The organism is Croceitalea sp. MTPC5 (genome assembly GCF_036985505.1).
Lineage (GTDB): Bacteria > Bacteroidota > Bacteroidia > Flavobacteriales > Flavobacteriaceae > Croceitalea.
The window spans coordinates 119404-142026 of sequence record NZ_BTGQ01000005.1 but is presented as its reverse complement, the minus strand read 5'-3'; the positions used below and the strand labels follow the sequence as shown (position 1 = coordinate 142026).

Sequence of the window (22623 nt, the reverse complement as noted above, 5' to 3'; positions counted from 1 at the left end):
ACTAGATTGAAGCTTCACATAAAACTTTTGATTTCCGCGATTGTCGGATTATTGGTATTCAATGCGTGTTCCGTAAAAAAGGACAAGTTCATTAATCGCAATTGGCATGCCTTGAACACCAAATACAATACTTTGTATAATGGTAATATCGCCTTTGAAACGGGTCGGCAAGAATTGAATGCCAGCTACCGAGATGATTTTTGGGAGGTATTGCCCGTAGAGCGTTTAGAGGTGACCGATGAGATCAAGCTTGATTCCGAAGACAACAACCCCAATTTTGTCATCGCAGAAGAAAAAGCCACGAAAGCCATACAGAAACATAGTATGGACATTAAAGATGAGGAGCGCAACCCGCAAACCGATGAGGCCTTTTTACTTTTAGGTAAGGCACGTTATTTTGACCAACGTTATATTCCCGCCCTGGAATCTTTCAATTATATCCTTAGAAAATATATCAAAAGTGACAAATTCAATGAGGCCCGTATTTGGAGGGAAAAGACCAATATGCGATTGGATAATCCAGAACTGGCCATCAAAAACCTTAAGAACCTCTTCAAATATGATGAATTAAGCAAGCAAGAATATGCCGATGCCAATGCGGTAATGGCACAATCTTATTTGAATTTAAAAGCGCCCGATACGGCAATACAACGATTGAAAATTGCACAGAGCTATACCAAAAAGAATGAAGAACGCGGCAGGTACCTTTTTATCATAGGCCAGCTATACAATCAATTGGGTTATAAAGACAGTGCCAATTATGCTTTTGACAAGGTGATTGCATTAAATCGAAAATCACCACGGGTGTACATGATCAATGCACATTTGAAAAAGATTCAGAATACCGAACTTACAGATGCCAACTATGAAGAATTATTGGCGTATTTGACCGATTTAGAGGAAAATCGCGAAAACCGTCCGTTTTTAGATAAAATATATCGCCAGATAGCCAAGTTTCATTTAGAGACCGAATCAGATAGTTTGGCCATAGTCTATTTCAACAAATCATTGAAAGCTACCCAAAATGACCGTAAGCTGAATGCAAAGAACTATGAAAACCTAGGGGAATATAATTTTGACCAAAACGAATACAAGATTGCAGGGGCCTATTATGACAGTGTTCTGACCAATCTCACGGAGAATACGCGTAAATACCGGGCTATTAAGAAGAAGTTTGACAACCTTGAAGATGTTATCAAGTATGAAGACATCGTTCAGTCTGCCGACAGTGTCATCACCCTTTATGAAATGCCCGAACAAGAGCGTATCGCATATTTTGAAACCTATATTGCAGAATTACAACGAAAAGCGGCTGAAGCAGAAGCTGAAAAAGAGAAAAGGGCAAATGCCGGGTTTGCCACTTTTGCCAATTCTAAAGGTGGAAAGGAAAACAAAGGGAAATTCTACTTTTATAATGTCGCCAGTTTAGGATATGGCAAAACATCGTTCAAAACACAATGGGGAGAACGGGCATTGGAAGACGACTGGCGGTGGAGCAATAAGAACAGGGCATTACCCTCAGAAGCTACGGGTGAGACAATCTTGGCCGACGGCACTTCACCAGAGGCTACTTTAGAAGAAAAGTACAATGTTGACTTTTATATGGACCAAATGCCAACTGACGTTGCGATCATAGATAGTCTTAGAACCGAACGCAACTTTGCCAATTACCAACTAGGGCTTATCTACAAAGAGAAATTCAAAGAAAACCTATTGGCGGCCGGTAAATTGGAGCGCGTATTGGCATCCAACCCTGAAGAACGGTTGATACTTCCTTCAAAATACAATCTGTTTAAGATTTATGAAGAATCCGCAAGTCCATTGGCTGAAGCGATGAAGCAAAATATAATAACGAATCACCCCAACACCAGGTACGCGGAAATCTTGTTGAATCCGCAAGCGGTCTTATCCGATAGTAACGATAGTCCTGATAAAAAATATGCCGATTTATACAAGCTTTACGAAAACCAAGAGTTTTTAAGGGTAATCACACTATCTCAAGAGAATATCAATACATATACAGGGGATCCCATAGTTCCAAAATTCGAGATGTTGAAGGCGAATGCCATTGGCAGATTGCAGGGCTTTGAGTCTTTTAAAGAGGCATTGAATTATGTAGCATTGACCTATCCTAACAATCCAGAAGGTAAAAAGGCCGAACAAATGATAGCGGAGCAATTACCAAAATTGGAAGCAAAAACTTTTTCGCCAGAAACGGGAACCGTTGGCGCTGGTAATTGGAAGGTGGTATTTCCGTTTAAGATCAAAGATGATGAAAAAGCCTTAAAGTTGATGAAACGCTTGGAGGAATCCATAAAAGAACTACGCTATAAAAATGTGGTTTCTAAAGATATCTATAATCTTGAAGACCAATATGTGGTGGTTCACGGATTCAAATCAAAGGATTTTGCCTTGGGTTACGTCGAGCTCTTAAAAAACAACAAGGACTACCGAATTAAGGATGAGAATTTCGTAATTTTATCATCCAATTATAAAACCATACTCGTACATAAAAATTTAGAAGATTATAAAGCACAAATTTTAACCCCAAAACCGTGAGCAAAATGTTTTCAGACAAGCAAAAACCTATGGAAAGCTTTGGCGGACAGCCAAACAGAATCGAAAAGAACACCGTTATCAAAGGCGATATCTCGTCACAGGCCGATTTTAGGATTGATGGCAAATTGGAAGGTAACGTAAAAACCTCAGGAAAGGTCGTTATCGGAAAAGATGGCTTGATCAAAGGCAAGGTAGAATGTGTCAATGCAGATATTGAAGGTAACTTCAATGGCGAACTTTATGTATCTGAATTGTTGGCCTTAAAAAGCTCCGCTAAAATCGAAGGTACCGTCAACGTATCAAAACTGGCTGTTGAGCCGGGCGCTACCTTCAATGCCTCATGCACCATGGGCAAAGGCACGGTTTCAAACAGTACCCCCCATAAACTGCAGTCGAACAAAATAAATGAGCCAGCAAAAGTCTCCTAAAAAGAAACAATCTGTAAACAGCTACGCCCGATTTTCAGGGATGGCGTTTCAAATGATCGCGATTATTGGGGGCGGCACATATTTAGGAGTCTTTTTAGACGATAAATTTCCTAATAAACACAATATTTATACGGTTATTTGTTCTTTATTTGCGGTTTTGATTGCCATATATTTTGTCGTACGGCAGATTATTAAAATGTCTAATCGCAACAAGTAATGAATGAAGCCTTTAAAAAGCGCCAAACTTTGATGGTGTTACAGCTATTCGTTGGCGCTGTGGTGCTTTATATGCTTCATTCGTATCTGCTAAATGCCTTACTGCCCAGTAGGGAATTTGTAATACCAATATGGAATATTTATGTTTTTCATTCCATATCGGTCTTGATAGTTTATACCATCATCAATTTTCGGTTTTCCAATGGCAAAACACAGGTTTTTAATCCATTTATATTGCTAATGGTTTTAAAGATGGTTTTTGTCGTCGTTTTTTTACTGCCCTTGTTTCTTTCAGATACTGTTGATAAAATAGGTGACGCAGTCAATTTTTTCATTCCTTATTTCATTTTTTTAGCCTTTGAGGTTTACAGTATTAACCGGTTTTTAACTACTGAATAATCCTTCCGGTTTAATGTTTGTCAATTAAGATAATGTGCGTACATTTGCACGGAATTTTGAGAGCGGTATTTTAATCTGATGAACGAATGCGAATAAGTAGTTTTAAGGTAATTTTTATAGGACTTTTACTTGCACTGCCCATTGCCGGTTTTGCCTATGATAAGAATGAATCGGAAACCGATAAGAAATTTGACCCAAATGAGATGATCATGCATCACGTTAAGGATGCACATGAATTTCATATCATTGACATCAATGACAAAGCCATCTCACTTCCGTTACCGATAATTTTATGGACTGACAATGGCCTCACCACCTTTATGTCAAGCGAATTCCATCATGATGATACCGGTCAGGTCGTCGTTGAAAAGAACGGTGGGAAATTCGTAAAATTAAATGAGAAGATCTATCAACTCAATCAAGGTGCAACGTCTGTAATCTTTGATGAAAAGCACGACCCAACCAATGCGTCAAAACCATTGGACATTTCCATCACGAGAAATGTGTTTATGATGTGGGTTTCGGTTTTGGTGTTGCTTTTGGTCTTTATATCTGCCGCTAGGGTCTATAAAAAATCTGAGAACAAAGTGCCGACCGGTATCGCGGGTTTTGTAGAGCCTTTGGTGGTGTTCGTACGTGATGAAATAGCTAGGCCAATGATCGGCGAACATAAATACAAAAGGTATATGCCCTATCTTTTAACCATTTTCTTCTTTATATGGATTAATAATATTTTCGGGCTTATCCCAATTTTGAATGGGGCTAACCTTAGTGGAAATATTGCCTTTACATTCACATTGGCCTTATTTACGTTCATCATAACCACGTTTAGCGGAAATAAAAATTACTGGAAGCATATCTTCTGGATGCCTGGTGTACCGGTACCCATGAAAATATTCTTAATGCCAATAGAACTTATTGGAATTTTCACCAAGCCAATTTCATTGATGATACGTTTGTTCGCCAATATTACGGCCGGGCATATCATCATCTTGGCCTTGATGTCATTGATTTTCATTTTTGAAACTGTAGCGGTTGCACCAATTTCTGTATTATTCTCACTGTTTATTACGGTTATTGAAATCGTCGTAACGGCTATTCAAGCATATATTTTTACAATATTGTCGGCCCTTTATTTCGGAATGGCAACAGAAGAAGAACATCATTAATTTAAATTTTGTAGTATGACTATTTATGGAATCGCAGCTATTGGAGCTGGTTTAGCAGCCATCGGAGCTGGTGTTGGTATTGGTAACATCGGTGGAAGGGCAATGGAAGCTATGGCGCGTCAGCCAGAAATGCACGGTAAGATCCAATCTTCTGCGCTTATTCTTGCGGCTTTCGTTGAGGCGGTAGCGTTATTCGGTGTGGTTGTTGCTTTATTACAGGCAGCTCCTACAGCTTAAGTATTTTTAGGTACAGAAGTAACGGTTGGTTGCTTCTGTGCTTGATTATTGTAGTAGTTAAGGCAAAATTTGAATTAGTTAAAATACTAAGAAATGGATTTAGTAAACCCAGGTTTTGGATTGGTCTTTTGGACAGCGATTACGTTTTTGATTTTACTTTTTATTCTGCGCAGGTTTGCTTGGAAACCCATTCTAGGAGCCGTAAGTGAGCGTGAGGAATCTATAAAGAGCGCATTGGATTCTGCTGAAGAGGCCAAAAAGGAAATGCAGAACCTTCAAGCGGATAATGAAAGGATATTGAAAGAGGCTAGGGCTGAACGTGATGCCATGTTGAAAGAAGCTAGGGAACTCAAAGAAGGCATCATCTCAGAAGCTAAAGAACAGGCAAAAGTCGAAGGTGATAAGATGATGAAGCAAGCGCAAGCTGCCATTGAAAGTGAAAAGAAAGCCGCTCTTGCCGATATTAAGGCACAAGTGGCAACCCTTTCGGTCGATATTGCCGAAAAAGTAATCAAAGAAGAACTGTCTGACAAGAAGAAACAACTGAAGTTGGTCGATGACATGTTAGGCGACATCAAATTGAATTAATCGATGAAAGAAGCTAGAGCAGCCCTGCGATATGCAAAAGCAACCTTAGATTTTGCCGTTGAGAAAAAAGTAGCGGACAAGGTTGAAGGTGATATGCGTGATATGGTGTCGGTTATCACTGAAAATAAAGAACTTCAAAGTGTTTTGGCCAGTCCGGTTGTTAATGGTAAAGCCAAGAAAGATACTTTGAAAGCGATTTTTAAAGGTAGTCATGAAATAACCGTTGGGCTAATCGATACGCTTGCTGAGAACAAACGTATCGAAATGCTTCAAGAAGTGGCCTTAAAGTACATCATACTCTTTGAAAAAATGAAGGGTGAGGCTATTGCATTTGTGACTTCGGCGGTACCGCTAACGGCAGCTTTAGAGAAGAAAATATTAGCACAGGTTGCCAAAATTACGGGTAACAAGCTAACCATAGAGAATAAGGTTGATGAAAGCATTGTAGGTGGATTTATCCTCAGGGTAGGTGATCTTCAATACGACGCAAGCGTGGCAAGTAAACTAAACGGATTAAAACGAGAATTTTCAAATAGTCTATAAATTTCTAAAGGGATGATTTGACGTCTTGCGTCTTACATCCCATGTCTTATATCTTAATAAAATGGCAGGAGTAAAAGCAGCTGAGGTTTCAGCAATATTAAAGCAGCAATTATCAGGTTTCGAGGCTACCTCTTCTTTAGATGAGGTCGGCACGGTACTTCAAGTAGGTGATGGTATTGCCCGTGTGTATGGTCTTTCGAATGTACAATATGGTGAATTGGTTGAGTTTGAAGGCGGTATGCAAGGTATCGTATTGAACTTGGAGGAAGATAATGTAGGTGTGGTATTGTTAGGCCCGTCAAGGGAAATCAAAGAAGGTGCTACCGTAAAACGAACACAGACCATCGCCTCCATCAACGTAGGTGAAGGTATCGTCGGTCGTGTAGTGGACACCTTGGGTAATCCTATAGACGGTAAAGGACCTATAGCTGGAGATACGTATGAAATGCCATTGGAGCGTAAAGCACCGGGCGTTATCTTTCGTCAGCCGGTAAATGAACCCTTACAGACAGGGGTAAAGGCCATCGATGCCATGATTCCTATTGGTAGGGGGCAGCGTGAGTTGGTTATCGGTGACCGTCAAACTGGTAAGACTACGGTATGTATCGATACCATTCTGAACCAAAAGGAATTTTATGATGCTGGCGAGCCAGTATATTGTATCTATGTAGCAGTTGGTCAAAAGGCTTCAACTGTAGCCGGAATCGCAAAAACATTGGAAGACAAGGGCGCATTGGCGTATACCACCATTGTTGCGGCAAATGCATCCGATCCTGCCCCGATGCAAGTTTATGCTCCCTTTGCAGGAGCTGCAATTGGGGAATATTTCAGGGATACAGGGCGTCCGGCGTTGATTATCTATGATGATTTATCAAAACAAGCCGTAGCCTATCGTGAGGTTTCCTTGTTGTTAAGAAGACCTCCAGGACGTGAGGCCTACCCTGGTGACGTTTTCTACTTGCACTCAAGATTGTTGGAGCGTGCTGCTAAGGTTATTGCAGATGACGGTATCGCAAAAGATATGAACGACCTTCCTGAATCTTTAAAGTCAATCGTTAAAGGTGGCGGATCGTTAACGGCATTACCGATTATTGAAACACAAGCGGGCGACGTTTCTGCCTATATCCCAACCAACGTAATTTCCATTACCGATGGGCAGATTTTCTTGGAGCAGGATTTATTCAACCAAGGGGTAAGACCAGCGATTAACGTGGGTATTTCCGTATCACGTGTTGGGGGTTCTGCGCAGATTAAGTCCATGAAGAAAGTAGCAGGTACCTTGAAACTGGATCAGGCCCAATTTCGTGAATTGGAAGCGTTTGCCAAGTTTGGTTCCGATTTGGATGCGGCTACCTTAAACGTTATTGAAAAGGGACGTCGTAACGTTGAAATATTGAAGCAAGCCCAAAACGATCCATTTACGGTTGAAGATCAGGTAGCAATAATTTTTGCGGGATCTAAAAACTTATTGCGTGATGTTCCTGTTGATAAGGTAAAAGAATTCGAAAGGGACTTTATCGAATTTTTAAATGCCAAGCACAGGGATGTTTTGGATACCTTAAAAGCGGGTAAGTTGACCGATGAGGTTACGGAAACGTTAATGGCTGTTTGTAAAGACCTTTCTTCAAAATATAATTAAAAGTTATGAGTGCTGAGTTATGAGTAAATTGGATAAGAGTCCAATTAGGACGAAAAGTTTTCAATTTGCTTGTGATATTGTAAAGTACTGTGACAAATTAAAAAATGATAAAGATTTTGAACTAGCCTCTCAGTTGTTAAGGAGTGGAACAAGTATTGGAGCAAATACTCGAGAAGCGCAGCGAGCGGTTAGCACGAAAGATTTTAAATATAAGTTTAGTATTGCTCTAAAGGAGGCAGATGAAACCAAATATTGGTTACAAATTTTAAAAGCAACCGGAAGAAAAGTACCAGAAGAGATGATGAATAATTGTGAGGAGTTAATCAAGATTTTGGTTTCGATTATCAAAAACTCTTAACTCAATCACTTTTAACTCTTAACTCAACAAGGAATGGCAAACTTAAAAGAAATACGAAATAGAATAGCATCCGTATCTTCAACGATGCAGATTACCAGTGCCATGAAGATGGTTTCTGCTGCGAAGTTGAAAAAAGCCCAAGATGCTATTACGGCAATGCGTCCGTATTCAGACAAGCTAACTGAGCTTTTGCAGGGCTTGAGTGCTAGTCTTGACGGTGATGCAGGTAGCAAATTCGCTGATAACCGAGAAGTAAAAAAAGTACTCGTTGTTGCAATTACCTCTAACCGGGGCTTGTGTGGTGCCTTCAATACGAACATCCTAAAGCAATGTAGTACCCTTCTAAACATGTATGCCGATAAGCAAGTTGATTTTATGGCCATCGGTAAAAAAGCCAATGATATTCTTTCTAAAAAGAATACCATTGTTTCCAATCATAGTGACATCTATGATAATTTGACTTTTGATAATGCCGCCGGTATTGCTGAAAACTTGATGCGTTTGTTTACCGAAGGGGAATACGATAAGATTGAATTGGTCTATAATAAATTCAAAAATGCGGCGACCCAATTGGTGATGACGGAGCAGTTTTTGCCTATCCAACCAATGGAGGATGATAAGGCTGCCGCTTCCGATTACATTTTTGAACCTTCCAAACCTGAGATTGTAGAACAGTTGATTCCAAAATCGTTGAAAACGCAATTGTTCAAAGCCATTCGTGATTCGTTTGCCAGTGAGCACGGTGCTCGAATGACTGCTATGCACAAAGCAACTGACAACGCGACGGAACTGCGTGATCAGTTGAAATTGACGTACAATAAAGCACGTCAAGCAGCTATTACCAACGAAATCTTGGAAATTGTTGGTGGTGCGGAAGCCCTAAACAATTAGACGAGGCGTCGGTGGAGTCAAATTTTCAAAGCGGTTTAAGCTTTCATGAGTAATTACCGCTGTCATACTGAGCGCAGTAGAAGTAGGATTTTTACTAAAATTTAAATTATTTAGCCCCGCAATTTATGCTGGGCTTCTTTTTTTATCCGATTTTTGCCGGAACTCATTTATCCTTTTAGGATCTAAAAGAATACTTTTCAAACAATTAAGAAAGGACAAAAGAGTTCCTTGGCATGAAATCGAAAAAAACCGCACTTCTTTTCATTTTCATTACCATTTTGGTTGATGTTATCGGCATTGGGATAATATTGCCGATCATTCCAGAGTTTATCATGCAACTCACGGGTGAAGGCAACCATATAGCCGTAATCTATGGCATGTGGCTTACCACGGCTTTTGCCGGAATGCAATTCTTATTTTCCCCTGTGCTGGGTGAGATTTCAGACCAATTCGGTCGCAAACCCATACTCTTATTGGCCCTATTGGGTCTGAGTATCGATTATATGATCCATGCATGGGCACCGACTATTCTATGGCTTTTTGTAGGCCGATTTTTAGCGGGTATTACCGGCGCCAGTTTTACGGTGGCATCGGCCTATATCGCTGATATTAGTACCAATGAGGAAAAAGCCAAGAACTTCGGGCTCATTGGTGCCGCTTTTGGCTTAGGATTTATAATAGGACCTGGTATTGGAGGCTTTTTTGGGGAAATAGACATCAGACTACCATTTTACATCGCTGCAGGTCTTACGTTCGCCAACTTTCTTTTCGGATGGTTTTTTGTTCCGGAATCCCTCACCCTCGAAAACCGAAGGCCAATCGATTTGATGAAAATGATTCCTGGGGTTTCTTTAGTGGCCTTAAAGCGATATAAAGGGGTATTATTGTTGATTGCTGCCTTCTTTCTGGCAAACTTGGCCGGACAAGCATTACCCTCTACCTGGTCTTATTTTGCGATTGAACGTTTTGATTGGAATCCGAAACAGATCGGACTCTCGTTAGTGGTAGTTGGTCTTTTGGTTGCCATTGTCCAGGGCTTTTTAGTGGGTAAGGCCGTAAAACGATTCGGTAAGCAAAAAGTAGTAGGGTTTGGTTTTTTGTTATGGACATTGGGAATGTTCTTATTTTCCATAGCTTCTGAACCTTGGATGCTGTACGCCTTCTTAGTGCCCTATGCTTTGGGTGGGGTTGCCGGACCCACGGTACAGGGCATTATCTCGAATCAGGTTTCTGAAAAAGAGCAAGGTAATTTACAGGGTTCCATTACGGCTCTGGTAAGCGTTACCGCTATTTTGGGGCAATTGATCTTTTCCCCGGTATTTTATTACTTTGTTAGGCCGCAAGGCAATCTATATTTTCCGGGGGCGGCCTATGCACTTGCAGCCCTCTTCTTATTGGTGGCGTTTATTTTGGCCAAAATAGCCATGAATAGAATTAGGCTTTAACATACCGAAGAAGATTTTTTTTCGAATTTGATGTAACATTTTTAAAGTATTGAATCTAAAAGGCAAAATGATTCAAAATCCTTAGAAATGAAAACGATTAAAATTTTTACCCTTATCCTGATTCTAACGGTTTTTAGCCTTCCTATTACGGCACAGCAACCCGAGTTTAAAGTTCGCGTTGTTGGTTCTGGCCAACCTGTATTATTGTTTCCTGGCTTTAGCTGTACCGACGAGGTATGGGAAGATACGGTTGCCACACTTTCAAAAGATTACGAATGCCATTTATTTACCTTTGCGGGCTTTGGCGATGTACCACCTATAGCATTCCCTTGGTATCCTAAAATAGAAAACGCAGTTTTAGATTATATAAAAATGAATGACTTGGATAATCCTAAACTTATAGGGCATAGTCTCGGCGGTACACTTGCACTTTCATTAGCTGCAAAAGCACCTATATTCGATCAATTGATTATTGTTGATGCCTTAACCGCTACAGGTGCCTTATTCTTTCCAGATTATAAAAGTGAGAATATGGTTTACGAGAGCCCTTATAATACCAACCTTTTGGCTATGGAGATGGAAGGGTTTAAAGGAATGGCCACGCAAATGGCTTCAGGTATGACTTTAAATAAAGAAAAGCAACAGCAACTTATAGCTTGGATGTTGCAAGCCGATAGGGAGACCTATGTTTATGGTTACACCGATTATTTAAAGGTAGATTTGAGGGAAACAGTGGCACAAATTAAAAGTCCCGTTACAATTTTGGCAGCAACGCACCCTTTTGGTATCGAAGCGGCAAAAAAAACCTATGAGGCCCAATACAAGAATCTGCCCGAGTACACTCTTAAATTTGCAGAAGGTTCCGCACACTTTATAATGTATGACAAGCCAGAATGGTTTTTAGAACAACTTACCTTGGCCTTTGCCCCTAATGAATAAAAACAACCGACAATTTGAGCTTATTTACCGAGACAACTTCAATAAAGTGATGCGGTTGTGCCTTGGCTATGCCTCAGGAGATAAAGATTTGGCAAAAGACCTCACCCAAGAAGTATTTGTTAAGGTGTGGGACAATCTATCAAAATTTCGTGAGGATAGCCAAGTGGGCACATGGATTTATCGCATTACGGTAAATACCTGTTTGATGCAGCTGAGAAAGAAAAAACGCTATTTATTAAAAGGGGAACTTCAAAATGAAATAGCAGTAGCTGACCAAGAAGGTAGTAACAAAGAACGGCAATTTAAAAAAATGTATCAGTGTATCGCCAAACTTTCGGCAAGCAATAAGACCATTATTTTAATGGAACTGGAAGGACTGTCGCAAAAAGAAATTGCAGCGGTCATGGGAATGAACCATACGGCAATACGAACAAGGATACATAGAATAAAAACACAACTTTCAAAATGTGTTACCCATGAATGAATATGAAAAAATAAAACAAACTTGGAGGGAGCAACCGATTGCAGAGCCTTCAGAACTGGATTTTAAAGCACTTAAAAATCGAATAGGGCAGATTGCAAGAAACCAGAAGATTACGAATGTAATATTATTGGCAACAGCAGGTGTTTTGATGTATTTCTTCTACTTTATTGAAGCCATCGCCTATAAAAAGGTGGCTTTGGCCTTAGGCGCCATGATTGGGGTATTGTTGATTAGGGTCGCAGTCGAATTATTTAGCATATATACCTTAAAAAGACTGTCAGAAACGTTGAATTTTACTGGTTTTAATGAGAAGCTAAGCAAATACTATAAAAAAAGAATCGGTGTCCATCTTGTGTTGACCCCCATAGCAATACTAATCTATTGTTATAGTTTCTGGACATTGTTGCCTAGCTTTGAGGCAAGTCTTTCAAAAGGGTTTTACCACTATATCGTGATTTCTTCCTTAGTGGTATTGGTAGTTCTTGGGGTGTTGATTTTTACTCAAGTGCGTAAGGAAATTCGAATTCTAAAAGATTTAAAGAATGATTGACCATTAGAAAAGAAGCAGTCTCACTTTTTACCTTTTAGGGGAGAGTCGATACTGTTTTCTAAATGGATATCAATATACTTTTGGTTAAGCTCATCAGAATCCCCGTATTGTTCCCGTAGTTTTTCTAATCTTACTTTTAGCATTTTGACAATAGTGGCATAATTAGGGTCATGGTATACATTATGGGTTTCATTCGGATCTTTTTTACGATCGTAAAGTTCCCATTCATCAACATCGTAATAAAAATGGGTCAATTTATAGTTTATGGTAACAATGCCATAATGCCTTTTCACTTGGTGTACGGCAGGATATTCGTAGTAATGGTAATACACCGCATCCCTAGTCCAATCCGCATCGTTTGAGGTTAGCAAGGGTATAAGGCTTTCACCCTGCATATCTTTTGGGGCATTTATTTGCGCCGCTTCCAACAGGGTTTGGGCGAAATCCAGATTTTGTACCATTTCTTCACTGGTAATGCCTGGTTTTATTTTGTTGGGCCAGCGCACCAATAATGGCGTTTTGAACGATTCATTGTAAATAAAACGTTTGTCAAACCAACCGTGTTCCCCTAAATAAAATCCTTGATCCGAAGTATAAACGACCAAAGTGTTTTCAGAGAGCTCGTTTTCATCTAAATAGTCTAGAACGCGCCCCACGTTATCATCGACGGAAGAAATACAGGCCAAATAATCTTGCATATAGCGTTGGTACTTCCAACGCATTTTTTCTTTTTTTGTCATAGTAGGCCAATTTTCTTCAAAATCAGCATTTATTCTAGTTAAAATAGGCTCATAAGCCGCTTTTTGGGCTGCTGTAGCGCGATTGCTGTACGGATTATGAAAGCCGCCCTTATACTCCGGAACTTCTGGGGTAGGCTTCATTTTTTTGGTTAGCTCTGGTCGTATTTTACTATCATGATTGTACATCATATCAGTTAACAAATTCATTTCGGCAGTTTTTGCTGCTGTACCCCTGTTTTCATAGTCGTCAAAAAGGGTGGCGGGTTCCGGAAAGGTTTTATCAAGATATGCTTTGAACTTATCCGGTTTGGGCCACCATGGTCGATGGGGCGCCTTGTGCAGATACATTAGCATAAAAGGTTTCGTCGTATCGCGTTCCCGCTCCATCCAATCCAAGGTCAGGTCCGTGATGACATCCGTAACATAGCCTTCTTTTCTAATGGTATCTCCCGTTTTGGTAATAAAATCAGGATTAATATAATTTCCCTGGCCTGGTAGTATCATAAAATCATCAACACCTTTTGGGTTGTTTCCGAAATGGAGTTTTCCAAACATTGCGGTCTGATAACCTGCTTTTTGAAATAATTCAGGAAAAGTCACCTGTGTCGTATCAAATGGGCGCGCATTGTCGGTCTTTCCATTGATATGGGTATGTTTTCCGGTCAAAATGGTGGCTCGTGACGGCGCACAGATAGAGTTGCTTACACAGGCGTTGGTGAATTTTATCCCTTCATTGGCAATCCGATCGATATTCGGGGTTTCGATCAAATGATTTTGATAGGCGCTTATAGCCTGATAAGCATGGTCGTCTGACATAATGAAGAGAATGTTCGGTCTTTTGGCCCGTATCCCTTTATCGATTTTTTTCTTGTTGTCACAACTGAATAGGACTAGGGCTATTGATAGGCCTATTGAAATTCTAAAGTAAGAGGTCATGGTCGCTGGTAGTTTGCCTTTAAGATAAGGATTATTAAGATCTTGCTTGTAAAGTAATACTTACCATTTTGATGTTGTGAAACTTCCAATTTTTGTGGTCAATATATATTTGGATGTTGTAAAAATGTACTTTATCGATATATGCCATCGATTAACGGAAGTGTCTCCTTTGCCGATTATCCATTTTAAGACCCCTTTCATGGAATATGCGAAGTTGACCTTTCATTTCACCTGATTTATTGTGCGTTAAATCCAACAACTTATACTACCTGTTTTGGTTGTAACAACTTTGTCACCTAATGTAAAAGGTACTTTAATGAAAAATTTATTACTCGTAAAAGAAATTTACCTAGAAGGATTTAGGGGTTTAGGATACTGGATTGCAAAGTATTACTTTAAAATTCTGTTCTGGACCACCTTAGTATTATTTTCAGTAGTGCTTTATGCCTTTTTCTATAGGCTTTCTACTGGATGGGCATTCTAAATGAACTCCCTTACATAGTGGCTCAAGATTCTAAGGTGTTATAACTATGGCACTAATTTTGGTTTCATATCTTTATAACTTATAAAATAATTATATGAGAATCTTTACATACACTATTTTGGCAATGGTTTTTTCGTTATCCGGATGTTCTTCACAGAAAAAATTAGTCGATAATCCACCTTTTGAATTGGGGCAGGCAACCTGTCAGGCATGGAAAGGGGGGCGCGCTGAAACCGGCTCAGGAATGCTGTTGGAAATACCCGTGCTAAGTGAAAACCTAGAGAACATAAAAATACAACAGGCGTATTTTAGGGGTATGCTAGCAGACGTAGCCGTAACTTCCAACGAGGGAAATTGGGTGGCAAAAGCAAATTTCACTAATAACAATGCTGGAAAACCTGATATGGTGATGCATGAAGATGCTACAAAAGAGGTGGGTAACCAACCACCAAGCAAGCAAGTAAAGTTTCCGTTTGAACTAGGTAGCGATGAATGTGTGATCAGTTATATGGATGGTGATACGGTGAAGTATTTTAAAATTGAAGGCATAAAAGAAACCAAAGCACGAATCTATCAATAGTTAAAACCCTTTGTATTTTTGAACGAATACCGATATTGACTACTTTTAGTAAAAATATGACCCCGAAGTGTTGCTTCGGGGTTTCTTTTAAAAGCCCGTTTTACTATTGAATCCGCTTAAAAAGCTTTTTAAACAGACTGCAATCTATGGTTTGGCTACGGTATTACCTAGAATGTTATCAGTGCTTTTACTTCCACTATACACTTCGGTATTTCAAAATGCTTCAGGGTATGGAGAGTATATCAATATCTATGCATGGATAGCTATCTTCAATGTTTTTCTTGCTTATGGTATGGAGACGGCTTTTTTCAGATTTTACCATAAGCTAGCTGACAAAAACAAAGTGGTTTCCACTTCTTTGATTTCATTGGCAGCGACATCATTGACCTTTTTATTTTTAGCACTACTTTTCAAGACAACACTTTCAGAAATTACCAACATCAATGCTGATTATATAAAGTATACCTCATATATTTTGGTTTTAGACGCTTTGGTAATTGTTCCTTTTGCGCTGCTAAGGGCGAATGAAAAACCAATGAAATATGCGGTTATAAAGACGCTCAATGTAGCCATAAACCTATCTTTGAATATTTTCTTTTTATTGGTTTTACCAAAGTTGGCTATAGAAAACACGGATAGTTTCTTTAGCCCTATCTACAAAACAGGGAATGAAATCAATTACATTTTTATATCAAATATGATTGCTAGCGCAATTACATTATTGATTTTAGTACCCAACTATTTCAGAGATAAATATGCTTTTGATTTTGATTTATGGAAGTCAATGTTGAAATATGCTGCGCCGGTTATGTTGGCTGGTATCGCCTTTACCATTAATGAAGTAGTTGACAAAATTTTATTGACCGAAATGGCTTCCGAATCCATTGCAGGTAAATACGGGGCGTGCTATAAACTTGCCTTGTTTATGACCTTATTTGGCACTGCGTTCAGAATGGGGGTAGAACCTTTCTTTTTTAGCCATTCGACTACCGAGAATCCGCAGAGAACTTATGCGCAGATCACAAATTATTTTGTCATTTTAGGAAGCTTTATTTTATTGGCAGTTATTGTCTTTATTGATATTTTGATTCCAATTTTAATAAGAAACGAAGTTTTAAGAGAGGCTCTTGAAATCGTACCCATAGTGTTGTTGGCAAGCTTTTGTTTGGGTATTTATCATAACCTATCGGTTTGGTATAAAGTCACGGATCGAACCAGATATGGGGCCTATATTTCATCAATCGGGGCGGTATTAACGCTGGCTATCAATCTAATTTTTATTCCTATGATAGGTTATATGGCCTCTGCCATAGCCACTTTGGCTGCTTATGGTTCCATGATGTCTCTCTCGTATTACTTCGGGAAAAAGCATTATCCAATTCCCTACAACATGCGAAAGATTTATTTCTATTCGGGTATCTCAATCTTGTTTTCAGCACTGTCTTTTTATGTTTTTAACCGAAACTTAGTTGTGGGAAGCTTATTGCTTTTGGTATTTTTGGCACTGATTTACAAACTAGAGGGCGATACCCTTAAAACTATATTCATAAGACGTGCAAATTAAGATCATCAACAAGTCAGAACATCCGTTGCCACATTACGAAACCATTGCTTCGGCGGGTATGGATCTAAGAGCCAACATAACTGAGGCTATCAGATTAAAGCCTTTGGAAAGAACAATTGTCAAAACAGGGTTATACATAGAATTACCCATTGGTTTTGAGGCGCAAGTACGCCCACGCAGTGGACTGGCGGCAAAAAAGGGCATAACCGTGCTGAACTCACCGGGCACTGTCGATGCCGATTATAGAGGGGAAATAGGTGTAATATTGGTTAATCTTTCCAATGAAGATTTTACCATTGAAAATGGGGAACGCGTAGCGCAATTGGTCATAGCCAAGCACGAACGTGCCGAATGGATGGAAGTTAAAGAACTTTCCAAAACAGATAGAGGAGCAGGAGGCTTCGGCAGTACGGGCACCAAGTAGTAACAAAAAACAAACCAGAGCGTCTAGCTTGTAGTGTCTAAAAGCGAAACGGTCTTATATCTTATTTTATGAAAATAATAGTACCCATGGCCGGGCGTGGCTCGAGATTACGACCGCACACATTAACCGTTCCGAAACCGTTGATACCCGTTGCGGGAAAACCCATAGTGTACCGATTGGTTAGCGATATCGCCAAAGTTTTGGATGAACCCATTGAAGAGGTCGCTTTCATATTAGGGGATCCTGCCTTTTTTGGCGATGACGTAGTCTCAAGTTTAAAGCAATTGGCCCATGAATTGGGAGCGAAAGCATCGATATATCGTCAAGATGAACCTTTAGGTACCGGCCATGCCATTATGAGCGCAAAATCTTCCTTAAGTGGCCCAGCTGTAATCGCCTACGCCGACACCTTGATCAGGGCGGAGTTTAATCTAGATAAAGATGCTGATAGCGTTATTTGGGTAAAACAAGTAGAAAAACCAGAGGCATTCGGTGTTGTAAAGCTAAATGATGCCAATGAAATTATTGAGCTCGTTGAAAAACCCCAAGAATTCGTGTCAGATTTGGCAGTCATTGGCATCTACTATTTTAAAGATGTAGGGGTGCTCAAAGAAGAACTCCAGTATGTTTTGGACAATAACGTTCTTAACGGAGGGGAATACCAAATCAATGATGGTATCAAGCGGATGATGGCCAAGGGCAAAAAATTTGTAACAGGTAAGGTAGATGAATGGATGGACTGTGGAAATAAAAATGTAACGGTAGAAACAAACCAACGCATGTTGGGTTTTTTAGGCACAGATGGGGAAAAACTGATTGCAGACTCGGTTGAACAAAATAATGCTAACATTATTGAGCCCTGTTTTATTGGTGAGAATGTTGTTTTAACGAATAGTACCATAGGACCCTATGTTTCTGTGGGGGATGGAACGGTTATTGAAGGGTCAACAGTTAAAAATAGTTTAATCCAATCGCATAGTAGTATCAAAAATGCTAATTTGGATAATGCTATGATTGGTAATTATGTAACATACGATGGTAATTTTGAGACCATCAGTATTGGGGACTACTCGGTACTGCAGTAAAGAGGATTAAGGGGTAACCCCATCATAGGTTTGTAGTGTTATGAAAAAATGGTTCTTATATGGAATGCTTGTTGCCTATTACCTTTTGGTCTGGGGTACTTGCCATGCCCAAGAAGAACCAGGTAAAACCATTGATGTAGAAGAAAGTTCTGAAGTGTTCCTCGAAGAATATACCGATGAGTTTCAAGAAACGTTCTTTGAGGCCTTAAAGCAAAAAGGAATCCAGAATTACGATCGCGCGGCCAACCTCTTTTTAAAATGCAAAACGCTTGATGCCGAAAACACCGTAATTGACCATGAATTGGCCAAGACCTATCTGCTTGACAAGAAATACCTATCTGCACAGCAATATGCCATTGAATCATTGGTTGTAGAACCTTCCAATTACTGGTTTTTAGATACCTTGATCGCTATTCTTGATAAACAATCCAATACTATTGACGCAGTAAAAACCGATATTCCATTTGATGACGGCCAACTTCAGAAGAACCTGGCCTTAATCTACTATAAACGTAAAAAGTATACCGATGCCTTGACTATTTTGAAAGGCCTGTCCAAATCGGATTTTACAGAGGAATTAACCCTTAAGATTCAAGACTCCATGGCGAAACCCAAGCAATCGCCTTCGGTCAAAAGTACAGGTCAAATAGTCGTGAATAATGATCCTGTAAAAGTCTTGGAAATGAATTTGGAACAGCAAATACGCTTGGGGCAGTTTCGTATGGTCGAACAACGGGCCAAAGATGCTGTAGAAACCTATCCGTTACAACCCTATTTTTATTATGCCTATGGATTAGCGCTCCATAAAAACAACAAGAGCACCCAGGCAATAGACGTTTTACAGTCTTCCCTCGATTATTTATTCGAGAATACCGCTTTGGCAAATAAAATTTATCAAACCCTTTCAGACGCTTACCAGAAGACAAATAATTTCTCTAAGGCAAATGAGTACCTTAGTAAGATAAAACCCGGATTTTAATATGTTGGCCTTTCACAAGCACCTTAAAAAATTGGGTATGGTGATTTTAATCCTTTCCATAGCCTCTTGTAAATCGACCAAATCAATCGGTTCAGGAGCGGTCGATACCGCTTTGTCGCCAAAAAAGATCATCCAAAACCACTATCAAAACCAACAAGATTTCCAAACCCTTAGGGGAAAGGTCAAAATCGATTATTCCGATGGGGAAAACTCGCAGGGGGTGAGTGTGAGTATGCGCATAAAAAAAGATGAGGTCATATGGATAAGTGCACCATTGGGTATCGTGAAAGCTCATATCACGCCGAACAAGGTGTCTTTTTATAACAAGCTTGAAGGAGAATATTTTGAAGGAGACTTTAGTTATTTAAGTGGTATTTTAGGAACGGAAGTCGATTTTATCAAACTGCAGAACCTATTAATTGGCAACGCCCTATTGGATCTAAGAACGGAAAAATATGTAGCCATTAATGAAGGGGACGCTTACGGTCTTAAGCCTAAAAAGCAAAATGACCTTTACAAGATTTTGTTTTTTTTAGAACCGAAGTATTTTAAAATTACCAGACAAGAACTATCACAACCTTGGAAAAACCGTTTTTTGAAAATGCAATATTCCTATCAAGAAGTTGATAGTAAAGTGATACCGAATACCATCGCCATTGAAGCAGTAAGTGATGAACAAGTAAATACAATTGCATTGGACTATAAAAGTATGGAGTTCGATAAACAATTGAATTTTCCCTACAGAATACCAAAAGGATTAAAAGAGATCGTATTGAAGTAATATGCCAATTTCAAAACCATATTATTTTTTTCTACTAGTTGCCTTGTTTGCAATTAAAATGTCGTTTTCCCAAACGAGCGAGCAAAAAGCCCTGGAAGCAAAACGCACTCGGCTTCAAAATGAGATCAAGGAAATGAATCGGTTACTTTTTGCCGAAAAAAAGGAAAAGGGAAGTGTTTTAGAGCAGATGGATGCGATTGATAGAAAAGTGAATATCAGCCAAGAGTTGATTAGGGTCACCAACCAACAATCGAATTTATTGAATCGACAGATCAATGCCAACATCAGAAGTATTGGAAAATTAAGGGAAGACCTAGAGTTTTTAAAGAAGGATTATGCCCAGTTGATTCAAAAATCATATCAAAACAAGCTAAACGGAAACAGACTAATGTTTTTGTTGTCTTCAGATAATTTTTTCCAGGCTTTTAAGCGTATGCAGTATATGAAGCAGTACGCTAACCATCGTAAGAAACAGGGTTTGGAAATTATGACCAAAACGGAAGAGTTGGCGGTACGCAATAAAGATTTGGTACAACAGCGTAAGGTAAAAGACCGATTAATTGCCGAAAACACAAAGGTAAAAAAGAATTTATATGCCGAGATAGCGTCACAGAAAGCCTTGTTAAAAAGTATTCGACAGAACGAAAGTAAATATGCCGCTGCCATAGATGATAAGAAGAAGGAAGCCAGAAGAATCGACCGGGAAATAGAAAAATTGATACGAAGTGCAATAGCGAGCTCAAATAAAAAGTCAGGTAGTAGCAGTAAAACATCATTTGCCCTGACACCTGAGGCCAAATTGATAGCATCTAACTTTTCATCCAATAAGGGCAAGTTGATCTGGCCAGTGGAAAAGGGGGTCAAAAGCCAAGGATTCGGGGTTTATGCAGATAAGGTATATCCTGGTATCAAACATCAAAACAATGGGGTGATCATTGCGACCGATAAAGGCGCAGAGGCAAGGGCTATTTTTGAAGGCGAGGTAATGACCATATTCACCAACAAAAATGGGGTCAAGGGAGTGTACCTAAGGCATGGTAATTATATTAGTATGTATTACAACCTCTCGAAAATTTATGTAAAGAAAGGGGATAAAGTGGCCGCAAAAGAAGCACTTGGTGAGGTTTATACCAATCGGTTTGACAGTTCGACCAAGTTAAAATTCTATTTATATCAAGACACTAAAAAACTCAATCCTGAAGATTGGGTCTATCGATTATAAGTACATGGAAAAAATTACGGATTTACAAGGTACGTTTACATTGAATAATGGGGTGAAAATGCCATATTTCGGCTTGGGGGTCTATCTATCTGAAGACGGTCAAGAAGTAATCAATGCCGTGAAATGGGCGTTGGATGAAGGTTATCGCCATATAGATACGGCTTCTATATACAAAAACGAAGAAGGTGTTGGTCAAGGTATTGCAGAGAGTACTGTTGATCGTGAAAACGTATTCGTGGTCAGCAAGGTTTGGAATTCTGATCAGGGTTACGAGCATACCTTAAGGGCTTTTAATGACAGTTTAAATCGTTTGGGCTTTGACTATCTCGATCTGTACCTTATCCATTGGCCCGTGGCAGGCAAGTATAAAGAGACTTGGAGGGCCTTGGAACACTTATATCATCAGAAGAAGGTTCGTGCCATTGGAGTAAGTAATTTTATGCAACACCATTTAGAAGACTTACTTAAAGATGCTGAAGTCGTACCGATGGTGAATCAAATGGAGTTCCATCCTTTTTTAGTACAGCAAGACCTTATTGATTTCTGTAATGAAAAAGGAATTCAATACGAAGCTTGGTCCCCAATGATGCAGGGAAGGGTGTTCAAAATGGAGGAGTTCAAACAACTTGCCGATAAGTACGGAAAGTCCATTGCCCAAATTGTGTTGCGATGGAATTTACAAAAAGGGGTAATCACTATTCCTAAGTCCTCAAAAAAAGAACGTATTATAGCTAACGCCGCGATTTTTGATTTCGAATTAGCTACCGAAGATATTGCTTTACTTGATGCTATGCATAAAGGGAAGCGCTTTGGCCCAGACCCCAATGATTTTGATTTTTAAATCATTGCATGAAAAGTGCCCTGAGCTCAGTTGCCTCTGAGGGCTTCATTTTTCCGGCAAGCACTAGGCTAAGTTGCTTTCTACGTAAGGCGGCAGCATAACGCTCCTTTTCGATTTCAGTTTCAGGCTCTAAAGGCGGCACTTCGGTAGGCGTTCCGGTTTCATCTACGGCAACAAAGGTGTAAATGGCCTCGTTGGCCTTGGTACGTTCCCCCGTGAAGCGATCTTCCATCCAAACATCGATAAAGATTTCCATTGAGGTTTTAAAAGCCCTAGAAACACTGGCTTCGACCGTTACTACACTACCTAAGGGCACTGACCTATTAAATGCCACATGGTTTACCGAGGCAGTGACGGTAATTCGACGGCTGTGCCGACGTGCCGAAATACTTGCGGCCCGATCCATACGTGCCAAGAGTTCTCCCCCAAACAGGTTGTTCAAAGGATTGGTTTCACTAGGCAAGACCATATCGGTCATAATGGTTCTTGATTCTTTAGGAGTCTTTACCCGCATTTTAGGAATTTTGCGCAAAGATATTGAA

The 22623-nt window shown here is 39.7% G+C and carries 26 protein-coding genes; 24 read left to right on the top strand and 2 right to left on the bottom strand.

Annotated features, from left to right (window positions below; translation table 11 throughout):
* Window positions 1-6 precede the first annotated feature (6 nt).
* The 15 genes from porW (at window position 7) to AACM45_RS15860 (ending at window position 12445) form a co-directional block, all read left to right on the top strand.
* On the top strand, window positions 7-2559 hold the full coding sequence (gene porW, locus AACM45_RS15930; protein ID WP_339143967.1) for a type IX secretion system periplasmic lipoprotein PorW/SprE: 2553 nt from the start codon (window positions 7-9) through the stop codon (window positions 2557-2559).
* Between the two features lie 5 nt (window positions 2560-2564).
* The gene (locus tag AACM45_RS15925; protein WP_339143966.1) at window positions 2565-2987 is read left to right on the top strand and encodes a bactofilin family protein; all 423 of its coding nucleotides are present in this window, start codon (window positions 2565-2567) and stop codon (window positions 2985-2987) included.
* Window positions 2965-3204 carry an AtpZ/AtpI family protein gene (locus AACM45_RS15920; RefSeq protein WP_339143965.1) on the top strand — a complete coding sequence of 80 codons (240 nt, stop codon included), beginning with the start codon at window positions 2965-2967 and terminating at the stop codon, window positions 3202-3204. The genes AACM45_RS15925 and AACM45_RS15920 overlap by 23 nt, the downstream gene beginning before the upstream one ends.
* Window positions 3204-3602 (top strand): hypothetical protein, encoded by a 399-nt coding sequence (locus tag AACM45_RS15915; protein ID WP_339143964.1) that lies wholly within the window; start codon window positions 3204-3206, stop codon window positions 3600-3602. The genes AACM45_RS15920 and AACM45_RS15915 overlap by 1 nt, the downstream gene beginning before the upstream one ends.
* An 86-nt stretch (window positions 3603-3688) precedes the next feature.
* Window positions 3689-4771: a F0F1 ATP synthase subunit A gene (atpB, locus tag AACM45_RS15910; protein ID WP_339143963.1), complete on the top strand. Its 1083-nt coding sequence runs from the start codon at window positions 3689-3691 to the stop codon at window positions 4769-4771.
* 15 nt (window positions 4772-4786) lie between these two features.
* The gene (gene atpE, locus AACM45_RS15905) at window positions 4787-5008 is read left to right on the top strand and encodes an ATP synthase F0 subunit C (protein ID WP_339143962.1); all 222 of its coding nucleotides are present in this window, start codon (window positions 4787-4789) and stop codon (window positions 5006-5008) included.
* A 93-nt stretch (window positions 5009-5101) separates the two neighbouring features.
* Window positions 5102-5596: a F0F1 ATP synthase subunit B gene (locus tag AACM45_RS15900; RefSeq protein ID WP_339143961.1), complete on the top strand. Its 495-nt coding sequence runs from the start codon at window positions 5102-5104 to the stop codon at window positions 5594-5596.
* Between the two features lie 3 nt (window positions 5597-5599).
* Window positions 5600-6139, top strand: coding sequence for an ATP synthase F1 subunit delta (gene atpH, locus AACM45_RS15895; RefSeq protein ID WP_339143959.1), 540 nt, complete (start codon window positions 5600-5602; stop codon window positions 6137-6139).
* 61 nt (window positions 6140-6200) lie between these two features.
* On the top strand, window positions 6201-7778 hold the full coding sequence (gene atpA, locus AACM45_RS15890; RefSeq protein ID WP_339143958.1) for a F0F1 ATP synthase subunit alpha: 1578 nt from the start codon (window positions 6201-6203) through the stop codon (window positions 7776-7778).
* 19 nt (window positions 7779-7797) lie between these two features.
* Complete coding sequence (locus tag AACM45_RS15885; RefSeq protein ID WP_339143957.1) at window positions 7798-8136, top strand: four helix bundle protein; 339 nt, start codon at window positions 7798-7800, stop codon at window positions 8134-8136.
* A gap of 33 nt (window positions 8137-8169) precedes the next feature.
* Window positions 8170-9027: an ATP synthase F1 subunit gamma gene (gene atpG, locus AACM45_RS15880; protein WP_339143955.1), complete on the top strand. Its 858-nt coding sequence runs from the start codon at window positions 8170-8172 to the stop codon at window positions 9025-9027.
* 233 nt (window positions 9028-9260) lie between these two features.
* Window positions 9261-10472, top strand: a complete 1212-nt coding sequence (locus AACM45_RS15875) for an MFS transporter (RefSeq protein ID WP_339143954.1) — start codon at window positions 9261-9263, stop codon at window positions 10470-10472.
* Window positions 10473-10559: 87 nt separating this feature from the next.
* Window positions 10560-11411, top strand: a complete 852-nt coding sequence (locus AACM45_RS15870; RefSeq protein WP_339143953.1) for an alpha/beta fold hydrolase — start codon at window positions 10560-10562, stop codon at window positions 11409-11411.
* Window positions 11404-11895, top strand: coding sequence for an RNA polymerase sigma factor (locus AACM45_RS15865; RefSeq protein WP_339143952.1), 492 nt, complete (start codon window positions 11404-11406; stop codon window positions 11893-11895). Before AACM45_RS15870 ends, AACM45_RS15865 begins: the two co-directional genes overlap by 8 nt.
* Window positions 11888-12445 carry a hypothetical protein gene (locus AACM45_RS15860; protein ID WP_339143951.1) on the top strand — a complete coding sequence of 186 codons (558 nt, stop codon included), beginning with the start codon at window positions 11888-11890 and terminating at the stop codon, window positions 12443-12445. The genes AACM45_RS15865 and AACM45_RS15860 overlap by 8 nt, the downstream gene beginning before the upstream one ends.
* 20 nt (window positions 12446-12465) lie before the next feature.
* Here AACM45_RS15860 and AACM45_RS15855 read toward each other — a convergent pair whose 3' ends face one another.
* On the bottom strand, window positions 12466-14121 hold the full coding sequence (locus AACM45_RS15855; RefSeq protein ID WP_339143949.1) for a sulfatase family protein: 1656 nt from the start codon (window positions 14119-14121) through the stop codon (window positions 12466-12468).
* Between the two features lie 316 nt (window positions 14122-14437).
* On the opposite strand from AACM45_RS15855, the gene AACM45_RS15850 reads away from it, so the two are divergent.
* The 9 genes from AACM45_RS15850 to AACM45_RS15810 all read left to right on the top strand — a co-directional run bounded on the left by AACM45_RS15850 (window position 14438) and on the right by AACM45_RS15810 (window position 22081).
* Window positions 14438-14605, top strand: coding sequence for a DUF6747 family protein (locus AACM45_RS15850; RefSeq protein WP_339143948.1), 168 nt, complete (start codon window positions 14438-14440; stop codon window positions 14603-14605).
* A gap of 94 nt (window positions 14606-14699) precedes the next feature.
* Window positions 14700-15185, top strand: coding sequence for a hypothetical protein (locus AACM45_RS15845; protein WP_339143947.1), 486 nt, complete (start codon window positions 14700-14702; stop codon window positions 15183-15185).
* Window positions 15186-15291: 106 nt separating this feature from the next.
* On the top strand, window positions 15292-16749 hold the full coding sequence (locus AACM45_RS15840; RefSeq protein ID WP_339143946.1) for a lipopolysaccharide biosynthesis protein: 1458 nt from the start codon (window positions 15292-15294) through the stop codon (window positions 16747-16749).
* Window positions 16739-17173, top strand: coding sequence for a dUTP diphosphatase (gene dut, locus AACM45_RS15835; RefSeq protein WP_339143945.1), 435 nt, complete (start codon window positions 16739-16741; stop codon window positions 17171-17173). The genes AACM45_RS15840 and dut overlap by 11 nt, the downstream gene beginning before the upstream one ends.
* 68 nt (window positions 17174-17241) lie before the next feature.
* On the top strand, window positions 17242-18258 hold the full coding sequence (locus AACM45_RS15830) for a sugar phosphate nucleotidyltransferase (protein WP_339143944.1): 1017 nt from the start codon (window positions 17242-17244) through the stop codon (window positions 18256-18258).
* A 40-nt stretch (window positions 18259-18298) separates the two neighbouring features.
* On the top strand, window positions 18299-19237 hold the full coding sequence (locus AACM45_RS15825; protein ID WP_339143943.1) for a tetratricopeptide repeat protein: 939 nt from the start codon (window positions 18299-18301) through the stop codon (window positions 19235-19237).
* A gap of 37 nt (window positions 19238-19274) precedes the next feature.
* Complete coding sequence (locus tag AACM45_RS15820; protein WP_339143941.1) at window positions 19275-20018, top strand: DUF4292 domain-containing protein; 744 nt, start codon at window positions 19275-19277, stop codon at window positions 20016-20018.
* Between the two features lie 133 nt (window positions 20019-20151).
* Window positions 20152-21240, top strand: coding sequence for a murein hydrolase activator EnvC family protein (locus AACM45_RS15815; protein WP_339143939.1), 1089 nt, complete (start codon window positions 20152-20154; stop codon window positions 21238-21240).
* Window positions 21241-21244: 4 nt separating this feature from the next.
* The gene (locus tag AACM45_RS15810) at window positions 21245-22081 is read left to right on the top strand and encodes an aldo/keto reductase (protein ID WP_339143937.1); all 837 of its coding nucleotides are present in this window, start codon (window positions 21245-21247) and stop codon (window positions 22079-22081) included.
* A 1-nt stretch (window position 22082) separates the two neighbouring features.
* Here AACM45_RS15810 and AACM45_RS15805 read toward each other — a convergent pair whose 3' ends face one another.
* The gene (locus AACM45_RS15805; RefSeq protein ID WP_339143936.1) at window positions 22083-22595 is read right to left on the bottom strand and encodes an acyl-CoA thioesterase; all 513 of its coding nucleotides are present in this window, start codon (window positions 22593-22595) and stop codon (window positions 22083-22085) included.
* Between the last annotated feature and the right edge of the window lie 28 nt (window positions 22596-22623).